Here is a 17079-nt window from a genome sequence, read left to right on the forward strand (position 1 = left end):
CTCAATGGTCGCCTTATCTTTCAATACGATCTCAAAATTATCATCAAGTTCTGCGGTGCGCGTGGTGAACAGGATATGAGCATGGAAGTTACGCGGGTCTGCGCCCCGATCAATCTCTTTTTGTGTGGGTTGGTGAATGGCGCAATCGGCAATCGTGCCGTAACGGTCTGCTAAGGTTTGGGCGAATTGGTGCGCCAGCTCTTTTCGGTCTTGCTCGCTTAACTCATACGGTAGATTAACTAGCCATTCGCGAGCCACACGCGCATCTTTTCTTTTCTCGGCAGCCTCCGCTTTATTCCAAAGATCGCCCCGATCAACAGTAGCCTTAGCATCTGCCAATGCTGACGGCAAAATAATATCCGCACTCATCACGCCATGCTTTTTTGAGTAGTCGTGGGTCTTGCCATATCGCTTATCCTCAAGCTCAACACCAGCGCGATAACTCGCACTGGCAACGGCACTTTGCCCACTGCTTCGTGATATTGATTTGGTCGATGCGATAAAAATAGCCATTTTTAAAAGCTCTATCTGTTGGATTTTAGCACTACGTCTTTTCGTAGTGCTGGGGGTGTGGGGGCTTGCCCCTGCCGATGTTTTGATTTTATAAATGTGTTACCGATAGGGATAAACATTTGTAAAGTCGAAAACTCGCACTTAGTCAGTGGGACTTCAAACACTGTAGACAAATTATAGCATGGTGTATTGTTGAAGTTTGTTTTAGTTGTTATAGTTACAAAAGACAGAAACACTAACGACGAGATATTACTATGAGCATTTTAGATAATAGTGAACTAAAAGAGCAGCAACGTATTAATGATTTACAACTAAAGATCAATCGTGAAAAACAGAAGCTGGATAAAAAGCTAACAAGACAAAAAATATTGTTAGGAGCTTTCATGGCGGAGTTATTAGAGACAGATAAAGTACCAGGACTATCTCAATATACTGCTAAAAATTTAGAAGATTTTTTGACTAGGCAGGGTGATAAAGATTTGATGAGCGAACTGATCAACAACTTAGATAAGTCATCAAAACAGATCTATTAAAAAATGTTAACTACCATTTTCTTAGTTCAACATTTAGATATAAGGATAGTAAAAGCTATATGGGGAAGCGAAATAGCTCAACACTTTGTTGTAGTAATTTCTGATTATTTTGAATTTCCATAAACGCTAAACTAGTATTACTTTTCTGGTCGGTCGTCGTTGGTAAAATAAGTAGTAAACTACCTTTTAGGTTGTCATTAGAACGTGTATGCCACATCGCTTCAAACTGTGATCTGGTTAATGTTCTATTTCCCCAGCTTGAGTCTGCTAATACGATATGTGTGTCGTTAATAGATTTGATGACGCTAAAATGATCACTACGCTTATGATTAAGGTAGACAATAGCAGGGATCTTTAGCTTTTTTAATGTGTCGTAGTTAGTAGCGATACCTTTAGCAGTAAAGCCGTATTTTTGACTAACGACAGCTAAGTCTTGAAAAGATGCCATCATGCTCGTCAGATTCATGTCTGTTAAGATTTGCTCTTCAGTGACTGGCTGCTGATAAAAGTGCGTCAAGATAGTGGATAGTGAAGATGCGCCGCATGAATAATCTAAATCTTGCTTGACGACTTGAGCATCGCGCATTTCTTTCCATGTTGTAATAGGTATATCTGTTATAGACTTTGTTGTAGTTTCAAAAAGAACAGGAGCCGCTAGAGTAGAGGTAGAAATGAGTATTGTCAGCATTCCAAATATTACAGAACACCTTAAATTCAACTGTTGAAATATAGTTTTTATGATCCGTCTCCTTATCCAAGTTGAGTTTGTCATAACAACTTTATTGCGTTAATACACCCATCTCATTCATAGTTTGCTGAACTATGGTTTCTACAATTTGATTTTGTTGGTAGGCTAAACGCTCTGATAGTATGCCCATTTTACTAGCTAAAGACTTTCCAGTAGGACTACTATATAGGTCAACCAAGGCATTCAATTCATCAACGCTAAGCACTTGAGCATATAAAGTAGTCAAGCTTGTTTCATAGTCGTAAGCGTTAAGGTTTTCTGATAAACGTATAAAAAACTCATCAGGAGCCATAGGCATATTATTACGCATCAACTCAATCCCGACTTGGTTAGCCTGTTTATATCCTTGCTTTGAGCCGTCTATATTAATTAATTGACGTGCGAGTGCTGTCTTTTCTGAGTTTTGCGCTTGGAGCGTTACAGAGGCTTGACTGACTTGAACAATGGATAATCCTGATAACCCAATCGTAAGAATCAAAAGTAAACGAATAAAAGTAGTTCTAGTTGATATATAGAGCATCTTCTTTCCTACTAAAAGTTAATTTGGGTAATAAATATTAGAAGAAAATTCATACAGTATCCTCTGCACTAAATATCGTTAAAAGAATGTAAGCCACTGTACTTATAACTAAAGATATACCAACTAAAACCAAAACATTATTTAAAATTATAGGATTGCGCCCGAATAAATCCAGTAGAAAGTTCATTAGAAAAAACAGTAGACCTATAGTTACACTAGCCCAAACCTTTATTTTTCTACTTTTACCAGCACTATTCCCTGATATAAAACCAGCAATCATCATACCTATTTCATCTATCATGAGATTCTTTTATATGAAGAGGTAGTAATACTGCATCAATTTTGTCTAAAAATAGCCAACGTAAGAACAATACTAGAAACATGCCTAACCCACCATAAAACATATCTAAACTGTATAGGTAACCAACATATAAAGCTAAGCCAATGGATAAAAGTCCGGATAAAAAAACGTTGGAATCCACATAATGTAAACATTCTGGACACTGATAAGTCTTAGATTTTTTAAAATCTAAAGGTCTTATTACTTTACCATGACAGCCAGGGCATTCTCTTGTAAACATAGCATCACAAATTCTGTTAATTGGTATTTCAAAGATTTGAAATACCAATCAGTTAAAGTCGATTATACTTAAAGTGTGGCTTCTTATCTTTTGTACTTACTACCATCTGCCTCCAGCACCACCATTACGTCGTTGGTTGCTACTCTTACCACTCCATGCCTTGCCAGTTTGGTATGTACCATAAACCAATCCAGCATTGGACATATGGTGTTTAGCTACTTGACTGGTTACAACACGACCTGCCAAATTTAGCGCAACTGGGAACCATGCTCCTTCAGTTGCTTCCATCTCTTGACTAGAGATAGATTTAACTTGTAAGTTTTCACTATCAGCAAACGCATAGCTCATATCTGATGTAGATTGACCAATTAAGCTTACGTTATTTTGCACTTCGTCAGCTGCCATAGCAGAGATACTCAAGCTTAAACCAAGAGCTGATGCAGCAACAATTTTAGTTAAACCCTTCATTACGTATTCCTTTTTAGTAAATTAAGTTTGGTGGGCTGTTGTCTTTTAGTCCACTGGCCAAGACAACGTTTTCAGGATGGTTTGGATTGGTTGCCAGAATTTAAAAACTATTTAATTATTAAGAATTTCTCGTTCTTTATTTTTTCGATATTGCTGTGATATAGGTGGCGGCAGCTTACCAAGCTTAGTAGTCATTCCTAGAGATAGCGTACTTCCTGAATCTCCTGAAACATCAGCACGTAAATTAGCTGTAAGATTACTACGCTCTGTTAACGCATAGGCCATACCGAGGTTTAAGCTGGTTTCAGTACGCCTAGCACGGTCAACCTCTGTATTGGGGAATTTGTCACCTTCTATCATGCGCCAACCGACTCCCGTATTGAGCGTAATGTCTGGATTAACCGCAAATGCTACAGATCCTGATAAAGAAAAAATATTACCTATATCGATTTGATCAGGAAAACCTTCAGGGGGACTTAAAACTTTACGAGTATTGTTATACTGATATGTGCCTGTCAAGCTCAAAGCAATAGGATCATTGACGGTGTACACCGTACTACCTACAAGTGCAGAGCTAGCTGTTTCTTTCTCAAATCCAGAAGTATTATCGTATAAAGATAACTCGGAAAAGACCAAGCTATCAGGCAAAATTTTATGGTTTTTAGTAAGCTGGTATTGAGTCGTTAAGGATACATCTTGAATCCTAGTATCACTCTGTGTTGAGACCTTATCTTCATTCTCTTGGCGTTGCTCAAGCACTAATCCATTAGTTTTTACACCTACTTCCCAGGCTTCGCTAATACCATAACGTAGCCCTACTGTTCCGATAACGCTATCCGTATTAACTATCCCTTCAGTAGGGAGATTAGGAATAGTGACAACATTCCCATTACCTAAATCTATAATATTTGAACCTTGTGACGAAAGACTAGAATTATTTTGGTTAAAATAACTTATGGTTGTATCTAACTTAAATCTGCCCTTATCTGTTGTTAGGCTCTCTATAGTTAATGGTAAGTCTGCATGACATAATGAGCTAAAAGTACAAGCTGCAACTATAGTAATAATAGTCCCAAAATAAGAGTTATGAGACATCTATTCTTCCAAAATTTTGATAATTAAATAAACATTAATTGGATAATAATCTATTTATATTTGATTGCATACTAAAATAAACTTTACACATGAATAAAATTTACTAAGTTACACAATTTCATATTATTATTTGTGTTATACCCCAAGGGAACCAGTTATTTCAGCCCTCAAACCTATTAACAGACCACTTAAAATAGACTGATATAAAGGAACCACTTATAACAGTCTATTTTAAGTAGTTGGTTTTTGTCGTTATCTTGAGAAGTCATAGTCTGCTTCATTCCCATCTAAATATTCGCGTATAGGACGTTTCTTACTGAATTTGGAAGCGTCTTTTTTGATTTCACCAACTATAAAATCACTATATGCTGACCAGTTCTTACCAGCGTCGCCTTTAGCGAGACCGCTATACATACTTATAAACTCTTTATGTCGACTGATACGCCACAGCTGCTTGTCAGACAATCCATCAATCGTGAACATATCACCGTTATCAACATCACGAGGCTTAGCTACTTGCTCAGTCTTAGGTTTTGGCTTTTCATGAACTGTAAAAGTGAAGCCTATAATACTGCGTCCTTTTTTTACATTCTCATATTTTACTTTTAGATCTGATTTTTCATTAATCTCACTGATAGCTAAATCTAATACTCGCTTTTTAAGGTCATTCATTCTTTTATATTCACTGACACCTAGCCCCATTTGTTGTCGAAAGATCTCTAACGCAAAACAAGGTGTCTTCTTAGCAGAGCGCCACTGCGTTAAGAGCTCATAAAGCCGTACTGAGTACACACTATTGAACTGTGTCGTTTGCTCCAATAAATATGAAGTAAAAAACTGCTCCAAACCATCAATACGGCTAATTCCCTTAACAACGGCAAGCGTGAATACTAAATCCATTGCTCCTTCGCCATCATGGTATTGCACCTGCTGTAGCCAACGGCTTTTAATAGGTTTTTTATTATCGTCAAAGTAGGTGAAGCGTCTGTTAAATAAAGTCTCTTCAGCATCCTTCATACGCTGGTAAGCATTCTGTCGTGTGGTATCAAATACCTCTGCATAACGTGTGGCATCAATTCGTAATGGCTTATCAGTACTTAACCCTGTGGCTGTTTCTCTAGCATCTACAATTGCTAACTGGATGATGCGTACTTCAGCCAATGATAAATTTTGTAGTGCTTCATTTATCTTATTGGTCTTAACTACTAGGTTTTTTTTATTGTTCATTGTCATTACTCTAATGAATAAATACTCACCTTATATTAAGTGACAAATAATAACAAGTCACTTTACAGTAGCAAAAGGTCATTTATGTGACATATTTTTTTATGTCACATAATGGTAACTAAACGTCACCTTATAGGTAACTAAACGTCACCTTATAGGTAACTAAACGTCACCTTATAGGTAACTAAACGTCACCTTATCACAGCTACAGCCCTTTGATATCAATCGACTCAGAGCGCTTAAAAGCATTTAAAAGCATTTAAAAGCATTAAAAGCATTTCTGGTTGTGTATAACTAATAAAAGAAAACAAAAAAAAGGATATGTAAGATTAGAAGCCTGGTGACAGATTATTTCTACTCTGACTTGTATTACTAACCTCTATTCCTCTATCAATGACTTTTAAACCTTCATTAATGCTTCTTAAATCAACCTCAGTTAACTTTTCAGCATAATCAGTAGTAAAGCTACTTAAACTGTCCCCAAGCTCTTTAACATGCTTCTGGGCGCTCTCATTGCTATCTAATGTATTTAATCCTTTGTACGCGATCTCATATTGCTTAGCAGTCAATTTGATAGTCTTATTTATATGTTGCTCTGCTAAAGCTCTGCTCTCATCTGTTTTGTCACTGTTATTCGCATATTTGGTTAAAGCAGTTAGATAAGGTTTTACTGTTAAAATCTCTGCGGTTACTCTGCTACTATCGTTTTTACCTAGTTTTGCTTGATATTCTTGTTTTAGCTCAGCCCTCTGTTTGTCTACATGAGCGATAAACCTATCAAAATCTGCTGTGACTGTTTGGTAATGTTCCCTTTCTTGTGAAGGGAAGTTTAACAAGCGAAATTCGTGAGGATTATTCTCTAATACCTCGACAGTATTGATCTTGTCGGTAGCGAGCCTTACATTGTGTCTAAAATCTGAACCTTGGTTTTCATTAATTCCTAATTTTTTCGCAAAGTCATCAAGTACGGTCAGTTGTCTCTTGTCAAAACGTCCTTTTGTATGCCGGTCAAGCAATATATAAGCTAGCGTCTTAGCTGCGTCCTTAACATCATTACTTCTTTGAATATCTCCGAATTTCGATCCGTTAAGCTTGTTATTTGTTTCTCTAATTGCTCGATCAATTCGTCTTTTTCGCTCAAAAAAGGCTCGTTCGTACTTGTTATCGAAAGGGCTTGGGGCTGGTTTTGCTCTTTCTGTAATGCTGTTATGGATTCTTGAAGCTTCTGATTTGCTGTTTGTAGCTCTTTGTTTTGTTTCATCAATTCGCTTTGGTAAGTTTTTGCATCGTTCAGCTGCCCACTCACCAACTGATAAGACTCTCTCATGCTTGTCAGTGATTTCATCAATTCGCTTTGGTAAGTTCTCACATCGTTTAGCTGCCCAATCATTTGCTGATTCTGCGTCTCTAGTTCTAACTGCGTTTTCATCAATGACTCGTTGCGTTCTATCAATGACTGATTCTGTGTATTTGATTTTGTCAGTGATTTCTCCAAGCGTTCGATTAACTCTATCAATTCGGTCACGGTTTTCTCTCTCAAAAATAATTTTGTTAGACGCTTCTAGCACCAAGCTATTACGCTCTGCGATCATGGCGTTAATTTCACCCCTGATCGTCACTGGGGCAATACCGTTAAATACCTCGCCTTTTTCCTTTGCTGCCGTTTTAGCTTTCTCATATGCGTCACGCTCCCGCTTTGTCGCAACGCTGCCCATCTTAAGTTGTGGCTCAATATCTTTGCCTTGATGTGCATAGCTACGGCAATCTATCAAATCGTGCTTATGCTCAGCTAATTTTTCATTGGCAAGCTGCTCCCATAGTTGGCGAACCTCTTTAATCTCAAGACTGACTCGTTCCATGCCAAGCTCACGACGCTTCGTGTCGGACAACTCAATATCGGCTTTGTCAGTCAAGATGATTTCATGATTATTGCCCATTGCTGCCGTACGAGTAGTAAACAGGATATGAGCATGGAAGTTACGAGGGTCAGCACCCCGATCAATCTCTCTTTGAGTTGGTTTGTGAATAGCACAATCGGCGATCGTGCCGTAACGGTTGGCTAGGGTTTGGGCGAACCTATGCGCCAGTGTCTTACGATCTTGCTCACTTAACTCATGCGGTAGATTAACAAGCCATTCTCTAGCCACTCTTGCATCTTTGCGTTTCTCGGCACTCTCTGCTTTGTTCCATAAATCACTACGATCAATAGTAGCGCCGGCAGCAGTTAATGCTGAGGGCAAAATAATATCCGCGCTCATCACACCTGAACGTTTGGAGTAGTCATGCGTCTTACCGTATCGTTTATCTTCTAAAATTTCACCAGAACGATAGCTCGCACTGGCAACGGCACTTTGTCCGCTTCCTCGTGATATTGAATTAGTCGATGCTAGAAAAATAGCCATTTCTGAAAGCTCTATCTGTTAGTTTTTAGCACTACATCTTTTCGTAGTGCTGGGGGTGTGGGGGTTTACCCCTGCCGATGTTTTGATTTCATAAATGTATTGCCGTAGGTAATAAACATTTGTGAAGTCGAAAACTCGCTCTTGTCAGAGGGACGCAAACATTAAACGCTGACTAATATTAATTAATTCCAGCCTGATAATATCTATATTTTGGGGAATTTATTTCTTAACGAACGTCCGTAAGGTAGATTGTATAATTTATATATTCCTTCAGCTTTGCATTTATTAGAAGGGGTGGTAATGAAGCCCTCTTTTTTAGCTTGCTCTATCTCCCAAGGTAATAGTTGCGTCCCTGTACCTTCAATAATATCACCTATCTCATAAATAACTTTAAAGTACATTAAAGTCTTATGATCTTCATCCCAACTTGCTTGTCCATGGGGTAGTAGAGGTAAATTTCTTTGCCTACCATCAAATAGGTAAATACAGCCGTCTTCATACTCAAGCCTTACTTTTGAGCTTATTAAAACATCGACTTTATCTAAATCAGCGAACTTAAACGAATATGAATAGAAAATTTCTTGACCTGATGAACCGTAATTATGAAGTAATGACTTCGACTCTTCTTGAGTTTCCACATCTTTTTTCAACATAGAGGTTGGAGACGACATGCTTTGACAAGAGGTCAATGCTAATGCTAATAATATAATATTAATTCTCATGGTATCCCTTAATTAATTTTTATTTAACATAGAGCTTGCCTAAAGCTATTTTTAAAATTTCATATATTTACATCTAAAAGCCCTTATTTCCAAAAAATAGGGCTTTCAAAGGGTAACCTTCATTAATCTATATTAATTATATTTAAGTTGAACACCCAATTCGGACAAATATTTGAGCTGAGAGAATATTAATACTTGATTATTCCCTGAACTGACAATACCGTAGGGTACTGATCCAAATACAGGACCACCACTATCGCCTTCTTCATTTTTCAACTGGTAGCCAGATCGAGGTTTTACAGCAACAAAGGTAGCCGCACAATCTACAACTAAGTTATTTTGTTGAGCAGGGCAACCTCTTTTTGCATTAGTATCATTTAAAATAGAAACCTGACTGATTGTGCCGCAAGATAAACCTGTAGTAAATCCTTGGTGACATACAAACATTCCTACAGCTGATTGTACTGGAGGGGTAACTGGTTCAACTGAACCTACAGAGTCCGCATAATAACCATTTGATACGAGCGTTCCTGAACTGTCAGGAGTAATAAAAGCCATATCATGCGTAGTAGCATTCCTATTATACGTTGTCATAGTCATATTGGCTCTTTCGTTATCTTTCCCTATATAAACAAACGTAGTACCAATAGGTGAACTAGGCAACCCACAGTGAGCTGCTGTAACAAGGCCAGATTTGCCAGCAGCGTTAATCGCAGGGAATCCAGCGGTACAATTTCCGTAAGATGTACCTCCTGCATTTACGACCTTAGATATTTGTGCTCCGCCTTTCAGAGATAATATATCAATAGGTGAGTCTAAAAATACTAACTCCGTTTCCATACCGCTAATCTTTTTAAGTTGTTGAGTATTTGCTAATTGTTCACGACGATTTAGGTCTGTTTCATAAATATAGATTGTAATTGCGTCTATTTCTGGATTATAACCGATGCTTTGAACCCCTTTAACTGATTGTCTCAGGCGAGCACCTTGATTTTCGATAATATTCTTAATGGACTGAGCGTTTCTTGGAGAGTTAGGAATGACTTCTACTGGTATTTCAATGTTTTGTGCGAATTTTTTGACTTCTTTAACTACTTTTCCTTTTTTCGTTGTTCTTATATAAAGTTTTAGTTCAGCAGAGGTTGAATCAAAATATACACCAGCAATATCGTCACCAAACTCTGCAATTAATTTTTGCTCAATGTCATTATAGTTTGCCATAATATCTAGACGGCGTTTTGACTCTTCTTTACTAACGTTATATACCTTAGAGTACTCATTAACTACGGTACTGCTCCTTTCGTCATTAGTGGCAGCATACGCTAAATTAATTGAAAAACACGCTGTTAATATACTAATGCTAATTTGATAGGGGATATTACTTTTGATCATAGTTAACCGTCCTCATAGATGAATAAAATAGATAAATTATCTACATAAATTCTTTGTATGGTGTAAACTTTTGTTCTATACACCAAGGGAACCAGTGTTTTATCCCCTCAAACCTATTAATAGACCACTTAAAAAAGACTGCTATAAGAGAACTACTTATAACGGTCTATGGGTGTTGGACAGTATTGCTACTTCTTACTAGGGGACTTCAAATAATCTTCTAGCGGTCTTTTTGTGAAATCTTCAGGATAAGTTATTAGATAATCTTTCATCTCTCGCCTAAAATCATCTGTATTCATCTTTGCGTTATGGCTTAAACGGCGGTAGTTATTATAGTCAGCTACAAACTGCTCTGTTCTAACTATCGCATCAATCTTATCGTTTGATAAACTGCCATCTTTGTTCTCTAATCTCGCCAAAGATTTTTTATGAAACTTTAAGGTAAGGCTAACAAAGGACTGTCTCACTTTTCGATAATCAACCGTTATTTTGTATTCAGTATTAGCGTTGATTTCCTCTAACGCTTTATCTATGACACGTTCTCTCAACTGTCCAAACTGCTTATACTTACCTGATACACCCATAATATACTTAAAATCTTCAAGGTCTAAGGTCTTGCTATATTGGTACTGACCGATCCAACAGACAATCAATTCATACAGACGTATAGCATGTGTGCTTGATAACTCGGCTATTTCAATCAATCTGTACTTAGTAAAGTTTGCTTTTAATTGAGTTAAGTACGGCAGTATATCTTCTGCAAAAGTAACTGTTATCAAGTTATTATCAGTATCAAACAATACGCCTGATACAAATCTAGTCCGCAACCTTTTATTTCCATCAAGTTGTATTGTTACTTCCCTGTCGAATAGGCTGTCCGCAGCTGTTTCTAAGTCCCTATATATATTTTGTTTTTTCCCATCATGGTAGAAAACCTCCATTATCTGCTCAACAGTAACTGTAAATTTCGTTTGTTTGGTTATTTGTACAGCGTCTGGTCTACTGTCAATATGACTAATACAAGAGAATAGTAGTTGCTTCTCTTTGGTGCTCATAGCATACGCCGCTAGTACTAAAGCATTAGATTGTGCGACTAAATTATTTTCCATATTTGAACCTGTCAGCAGTAATATTAATAACTGATATGCTAGCTTACCCATTTAAAAAACACAAATAAAAATCACAAAATTTTTTTTGAGTGTTTTCTTTGCTCAATAGGTGTTTTCTTTGCTCAATAGGTGTTTTCTTTGCTCAATAGGTGTTTTCTTTGCTCAATAGGTGTTTTTTACGCTCGTAACTTACTGATTTTAAAAGGGAAAAATAGCTCTTAAACAAGAATAAACAAGAGTAAACAAGAATAAATAAAACCCTAAGAAAACGTTTTATTGAAAATTAGGAAGATTTGGACAGTGAAAAATTGAAATTATTTATCAGAATTTGATAAAAAGAGATTCTATTAGCGACTTACACCACGACTTTGGGTAACAGCTCTATCTTTATTGTAATTAAATGAGCTTACACAGCTCTATATTGCCGTATTTTGGTCTTTAGACAACTTAAAGCTATATTATTCAGCAAAGTACTTAAAGACGCTCTAAGCGCATATTTGAGCTAATAACGAGTTTTACTAATAGTATCTGCTAGGTACTTTTTAGCGACTCCTTAACTTCATTAGATTGGCTATAATCTGAGATATAGGTATCCAAGGCTTTGACATAGATGAATAAAACCATGCCGTTTTGAGTAGTCGTGAGTTTTGCCATAGCGTTTATCTTGTAAATCAACCCCAGCGCGATAGCTCGCAGAAGCAACGGCATTTTGTCCATTGCTTCGTGATATGGATTTGGTCGATGCGATAAAAATAGCCATTTCTATAAGCTCAGATTTTTGGTTTTTAGCACTACGTCTTTTCGTAGTGCTGGGGGGTGTGGGGGTTTACCCCTGCCGATGTTTTGATTTTATAAATGTGTGACCAGTAGGGATAAACATTTGTAAAGTCGAAAACTCGCTCTTGTCAGAGGGACTCAACCATCCGTCAAATAACTATATCATAAACTGTTGTTAGGTATTGGCGAAGTTGCTATAGTTAGGTAAGTAAATAATTTGATAATCTAGGAGAAGGGTATGAGCTTACTTGGTGGTAATGATCTAAAAGAACAGCAGAAGATCAATGAGCTTGAGCTTAAGATAAATAGAGAGAAGCAGAAGTTAGATAAGAAGCTAACACGGCAAAAAATATTACTTGGTGCTTTTTTGGTAGATGCTTTAGAGAATAATTCAGTAGATGGTTTGAAAGAATATACGGCTGACAATCTATTGAATTTCCTGACCAGACAGACGGATAAGGATTTAATGGCAGATTTGGTAAAGGGACTTAAAGCAATTAAGAGTTAAGTAGCCAAAAAAAAGGATAGTCATGTTTAAGTTTCTAGAGCATAAGAAGAATGATACATGGGTTGATAACATATTAGTAATAGTGATACGCCTTGCAATTACAGGGTTTATAGTAATGCTAGGCTTTTTCTTGGCGTTTATTGCTACGATGGGTCCACCTATTGCACCTCATATTTGGAATGGGGGTCTAGATGGCGGTATTAGAATAGGCACTATTGTTATCGGCTTGGGTTCATGTGCTGCTATATTGCTCTGGTTTTTCTGGACTCTATGTTGTGATATCTACCGCTTTATAATTTGTACCAAATAAACTCGGAGACTATTCTAGGTTTTACGTAAGTGGGGGTATAAGCTAGATAATTGTTACAGAGGATATGAGAATAACCAAGCAGGTGCTTTAACTAGTTCGGTACCCTAGTGAGGACTTGAATCTTTGGCTGTAGGCTAATGATACCAATGGTATTAATTATTTAGATGGCCACAGTGTACATGATGGTGTACTTACCATATATATTCTATTCGTGATCGGTGCGCTATACAGGAGTCGAACATACTCTAAAAAAGGACGTCATGGTAAAAAATCATCAAAATACACAAGCTAATTGCAAGGTCATAAAATGAATAAAAGCGAGATAGATACTCTACTGTACAGTATTCCAGACAACGTGGATTATACTGAAATACCAGACGAAATAGATTTAGAAGATGTACCCATAGAGCGTCTTAAGAAATTGATAGCACTACTAGAGGTCGATGATGAATCTCTTTTATTTGATGTCTCCAGATTATTAACATCTTGGGGTGTTAGAGAAGGATTCGATACTCTTAGAAGTCTTTTAATGAATAATCGTTTACAAGGAATGATCCAACATCGCTTGCACGGTTATGATGATACATATAAACATGTACTGGATAGCATTATCAGTTACTGGGCTAGCTTATCAGACTTAGGACAAGGGGCTAAAGCAAGACAAGAGATATTCGAACCCATATCCAAGGTTATTAAAGATTCTAACTTACAATCATTTGAGATTAGTAGAGTATTTTATCTAATCCTTCGTAAAGGATTTTATGAATATATACCTCTATTGAAGGAGCATCTGGAAATTATTATTAAGAAACCTGAAGATAATTATTGGAAAATAAAAGATGCTCTTGATTTGTTTTTAAAGATTGATCCTGAATTTGTAAAAGTTGTTCTTAACAATAATTCAAAAACATTAGCTGATTTTGGGTTAAATGAAAACCTGTGAATATTGATTTAGCTCTTTAATAATCAATGAACACGATGTGTCTTTTTGGCTATACCCCAAGGGAACTAGTTGTTTTGCCCTCTAAACCTATTAACAGACTACCTAAAACAGACCACTATAAGAGAACCACTTATAACAGACTGTTCTAGGTGGTCAGTTTTTCTCGCTATCTTGAGAAGTCATAGTCTGCTTCACTTCCATCTAAATATTCGCGTATAGGACGTTTCTTACTAAATTTGGAAGCGTCTTTTTTGATCTCACCAACTATAAAATCACTATAGGCTGACCAGCTCTTTCCAGCATCGCCCTTAGCAAGACTGCTATATATGCTTATAAACTCTCTATGACGACTGATACGCCACAGCTGCTTGTCAGATAGTCCGTCAATGGTAAACATATCACCGTTATTAGCGTCACGCAGTTTGATTGTTTTATCAGCTTTAGACTTAGACTTTTCATGCACAGTAAACGTAAAACCTATGATTTTGCGACCTTGCTTTACATTCTCATATTTAACTTTAATATTGGTCTTTTCATTAATCTCATTAACAGCTAAATCAAGAACACGTTTTTTGAAATCTCCCATGTTTTTATATTCATTGACACTGATTCCTAGCTGACCTCTCAATATTTCATAATCAAATATATCTGTCTGTCTAGCACTTAACCATTTTACGATCAGCTCATACAAACGCACAGAGTAGATGCTATTGAGCGTTGCGATGAACTCTAGGTCATATTGTGTAAAGTGTGAGCTTAAGCGAGTAATTTCATTAACAACGGCAACAGTAAAAATAACTTCAATACGTCCCTCGCTTTTAACATATCTGACTTGCTGAACCCAGTTTGTCTCAATTTTGCTACCAGTATCATCCAAAAACGTAAAATAACGTGCCCTTAAGCCTTTTCCAGCTTGGGCTAGTATCTTGTAGGCAGTATCAATTTGTACATCAAAAGCTTCAGCGTATCGTTTTGCACTTATAGACAGCGGCTTATTGATCTCTAACCCTTGTTCTGTCTCTCTTGCATCAACAATAGCTAGCTGTATTAGACACATCTCCGTTAAAGATAAACTTTGAAAGGCTGTGACAATTCGGTTTGATTTCACGACTAAGTCTTGCACACCATCTTTTTTCTTTCTCTTTTCGTTCATTAGCTTTCCCTGCATCTAGTTGATAGATTTATATTAATTGACAATTATATCAATAGTCAATTAATAGTCAATTAATATAATGTCTATTAGTGCGGTATAAACGTCCACTTATAACGGTATAAACGTCCACTTATAACGGTATAAACGTCCACTTATAACGGTATAAACGTCTACTTATGAGGGTCACATCCATTTACCAGTAAGGTCTGTAGCGGACTTAAAAGCTATTAAAAGCATTAAAAACATTAAAAGCCTTTTTGGTTGTTGATAACTGATTAAAAATCAAAAGCAATTAAGGCATAGTTAGATTAGTATAGAAACATCCTTAAAAAGGATTAGTATCTGAGTTTGATCGGTTTTGAGTACTACTACCAAATGGATTGCTACCATTGTTAATAGCTGGTTGCTGACTACGACGTGGTGTTGCAGCTGGTGTTACTTTTGGCATCGGTCGTCCACCAACAATACGGCAATACTTAATATTTCTTCTGCTATCACTGTCATCACAGTTGTTGGTATCAACGAGCATATATGCTTCACCATTTACAAATTTGGTGTTTGCATGAGTCAATGCATTGTCATAACGCATTTTCATCGTTTGTAGATCGTTCTGGCTTTGAGCTTTGATCTGCTCCAGTTGCTGTATTTCAGCTTGTAGGGTTCTAACATCATCATCATTAGGCTTTACAACTAAATACACGAGCAAAAGCATCACAGCACAAATTATAGTGATCGGTATAGCAATAATAGCAATACGCCAACCTATTTTCTTTAAATCCTCATTAAGTTTAGTGCTTGCTAGTTTTGCCTGTGTTCCGGCCGTCGCCATATCTTCTGTTGCAAGTGACATTTTTACTTTTACTTGCTCTGATAACTCGTTAAATTCCGCGTTTTCAAATTTTGACGCGATCTCATGTTCAATATGTCCAATGAGCGCATGGTCTATATTCCGACTTGTCGCATGATGTACGGCAGTTCCACATATATTTTCAAGCGTCTTTAAGTTTTCGCTTGAATAGAAATGTTTAGCCGTTTTCACAGCACGATCTAGCACTGGCTGAACTTCTTGCACATAAGCGACTAGTTCACGAATGGTTTCCAGCAGTTTCTCATTTTCGTCTGATTGCCCTTTGTTTTCTTGTGCTTGCTGCTCGGCGGTTTCAAGTAGCGCTAGTAGTCGTTCTTCAAACTCATTCATAATTACATCCTAAATCGTGGACTAGGTGACGGTGGATCAGGGTCAGGCGTTGATTGTCTAGACTCTGATGCTATGGTGGTACTTTTTTTGGCTTCCTGTGCTGCGTCATGTTTGGCTCTTAGTCGTTCAAGCGTTGATTGTGAGGCAGATATACTAGAGCGATGCTCTTGTGGTGCTGATTCGTCTTTTAAAGCGTTCTGTGCGTCACGTTTGGCTCTTAGCCGTTCAAGCATTGATTGCGAAGCAGATCTACTAGAGTGGCACTCTTTTGGCGCTGATTCGTCTTGTGGAGCATCCTGTGTGTCACGATTAGGCTTAGATTTGGGTTTAGGTGGATCAAACGGCGTGGGTGTGGCTTTGCCTTCTAAAATAACTTGGTCAGCAGGGTCATTGATACGTTGGTTTTCTGCTATAGCTGCATTCCTTACAAGCTCGTTACGCTCTGCAATCATGGCGTTAATCTCACCTCTGATAGTAGCGGGCGTCTCGTCTATCTCGTAAACCTCGCCTTGTTTCTCTGCTTGCGCCGCTTTCTTTAGCTCATCCTCATATTTATCACGTTCTAGCTTGGTTGCAACGCTACCCATCTTGATTTGTGGCTCAATGTTTTTGCCCTGCGCGGCATAGCTGCGGCTATCGACTAGTTTATGGTCATGCTCGGCTAGCTTATCGTTTGCCGTCTGCTCCCAAATTTTTCGAACCTCTTTGATTTCCTCGCTGACGCGCTCTAGTCCAAGCGAACGCCGCTTATTATCTGATAGCTCAATGGTCGCCTTATCTTTCAATACGATCTCAAAATTATCATCAAGTTCTGCGGTGCGCGTGGTGAACAGGATATGAGCATGGAAGTTACGCGGGTCTGCGCCCCGATCAATCTCTT

Annotated in this window: 19 protein-coding genes; 4 read left to right on the plus strand and 15 right to left on the minus strand. The window is 37.6% G+C overall.

Features of this window, described 5'->3' with window-relative positions; all coding sequences use genetic code 11:
* The coding region (locus tag ACP7AE_RS13510; protein ID WP_426243696.1) for a MobA/MobL family protein at nt 1–513 on the minus strand (513 nt) is incomplete at its 3' end.
* Nucleotides 514–767: 254 nt separating this feature from the next.
* Between ACP7AE_RS13510 and ACP7AE_RS13515 the strand changes: the two genes are divergently transcribed.
* Complete coding sequence (locus ACP7AE_RS13515) at nt 768–1046, plus strand: hypothetical protein (protein WP_248957089.1); 279 nt, start codon at nt 768–770, stop codon at nt 1044–1046.
* A 55-nt stretch (nt 1047–1101) separates the two neighbouring features.
* On the opposite strand, the gene ACP7AE_RS13520 is transcribed toward ACP7AE_RS13515, so the two are convergent.
* The 11 genes from ACP7AE_RS13520 to ACP7AE_RS13570 form a co-directional block, all read right to left on the minus strand.
* Complete coding sequence (locus ACP7AE_RS13520) at nt 1102–1632, minus strand: C39 family peptidase (protein WP_248957088.1); 531 nt, start codon at nt 1630–1632, stop codon at nt 1102–1104.
* Between the two features lie 193 nt (nt 1633–1825).
* On the minus strand, nt 1826–2314 hold the full coding sequence (locus tag ACP7AE_RS13525; RefSeq protein WP_248957087.1) for a DUF2059 domain-containing protein: 489 nt from the start codon (nt 2312–2314) through the stop codon (nt 1826–1828).
* Between the two features lie 49 nt (nt 2315–2363).
* Nucleotides 2364–2615 carry a hypothetical protein gene (locus tag ACP7AE_RS13530; RefSeq protein ID WP_248957086.1) on the minus strand — a complete coding sequence of 84 codons (252 nt, stop codon included), beginning with the start codon at nt 2613–2615 and terminating at the stop codon, nt 2364–2366.
* Nucleotides 2616–2994: 379 nt separating this feature from the next.
* Nucleotides 2995–3363 (minus strand): hypothetical protein, encoded by a 369-nt coding sequence (locus ACP7AE_RS13535; protein ID WP_248957085.1) that lies wholly within the window; start codon nt 3361–3363, stop codon nt 2995–2997.
* Nucleotides 3364–3474: 111 nt separating this feature from the next.
* Entirely contained in the window at nt 3475–4458 is a 984-nt protein-coding gene (locus tag ACP7AE_RS13540) for a transporter (protein ID WP_248957084.1), read from the minus strand.
* A 252-nt stretch (nt 4459–4710) separates the two neighbouring features.
* Nucleotides 4711–5685: a replication initiation protein RepM gene (repM, locus tag ACP7AE_RS13545; protein ID WP_248957083.1), complete on the minus strand. Its 975-nt coding sequence runs from the start codon at nt 5683–5685 to the stop codon at nt 4711–4713.
* 329 nt (nt 5686–6014) lie between these two features.
* A complete protein-coding gene (locus ACP7AE_RS13550) occupies nt 6015–8087 on the minus strand; it encodes a MobA/MobL family protein (protein WP_426138778.1) in 2073 nt (690 codons plus the stop codon).
* 203 nt (nt 8088–8290) lie between these two features.
* Nucleotides 8291–8809 (minus strand): hypothetical protein, encoded by a 519-nt coding sequence (locus ACP7AE_RS13555; protein WP_426243698.1) that lies wholly within the window; start codon nt 8807–8809, stop codon nt 8291–8293.
* 132 nt (nt 8810–8941) lie between these two features.
* A complete protein-coding gene (locus ACP7AE_RS13560) occupies nt 8942–10201 on the minus strand; it encodes a S1 family peptidase (RefSeq protein ID WP_426243700.1) in 1260 nt (419 codons plus the stop codon).
* Between the two features lie 188 nt (nt 10202–10389).
* Nucleotides 10390–11310, minus strand: coding sequence for a replication initiation protein (locus ACP7AE_RS13565; RefSeq protein ID WP_426243702.1), 921 nt, complete (start codon nt 11308–11310; stop codon nt 10390–10392).
* A 531-nt stretch (nt 11311–11841) separates the two neighbouring features.
* Nucleotides 11842–11964 (minus strand): hypothetical protein, encoded by a 123-nt coding sequence (locus tag ACP7AE_RS13570; RefSeq protein ID WP_426243704.1) that lies wholly within the window; start codon nt 11962–11964, stop codon nt 11842–11844.
* A 361-nt stretch (nt 11965–12325) separates the two neighbouring features.
* On the opposite strand from ACP7AE_RS13570, the gene ACP7AE_RS13575 reads away from it, so the two are divergent.
* From ACP7AE_RS13575 to ACP7AE_RS13585, 3 genes are all read left to right on the plus strand, one after another.
* Nucleotides 12326–12595: a mobilization protein MobS gene (locus tag ACP7AE_RS13575; protein WP_426243706.1), complete on the plus strand. Its 270-nt coding sequence runs from the start codon at nt 12326–12328 to the stop codon at nt 12593–12595.
* 22 nt (nt 12596–12617) lie between these two features.
* Complete coding sequence (locus tag ACP7AE_RS13580; protein WP_181716601.1) at nt 12618–12905, plus strand: hypothetical protein; 288 nt, start codon at nt 12618–12620, stop codon at nt 12903–12905.
* Between the two features lie 307 nt (nt 12906–13212).
* Entirely contained in the window at nt 13213–13848 is a 636-nt protein-coding gene (locus tag ACP7AE_RS13585; RefSeq protein ID WP_087816331.1) for a hypothetical protein, read from the plus strand.
* Between the two features lie 166 nt (nt 13849–14014).
* On the opposite strand, the gene repM (ACP7AE_RS13590) is transcribed toward ACP7AE_RS13585, so the two are convergent.
* The 3 genes from repM (ACP7AE_RS13590) to ACP7AE_RS13600 all read right to left on the minus strand — a co-directional run.
* Nucleotides 14015–15001, minus strand: a complete 987-nt coding sequence (gene repM / locus ACP7AE_RS13590; protein WP_201602959.1) for a replication initiation protein RepM — start codon at nt 14999–15001, stop codon at nt 14015–14017.
* A 325-nt stretch (nt 15002–15326) separates the two neighbouring features.
* Nucleotides 15327–16199, minus strand: a complete 873-nt coding sequence (locus tag ACP7AE_RS13595; protein ID WP_201602961.1) for a hypothetical protein — start codon at nt 16197–16199, stop codon at nt 15327–15329.
* Nucleotides 16200–16201: 2 nt separating this feature from the next.
* On the minus strand, nt 16202–17079 hold an 878-nt coding region (locus ACP7AE_RS13600), incomplete at its 5' end, for a MobA/MobL family protein (RefSeq protein ID WP_426243710.1).

It is taken from the genome of Psychrobacter sp. TWP2-1-2 (assembly GCF_049896785.1).
Lineage (GTDB): Bacteria > Pseudomonadota > Gammaproteobacteria > Pseudomonadales > Moraxellaceae > Psychrobacter.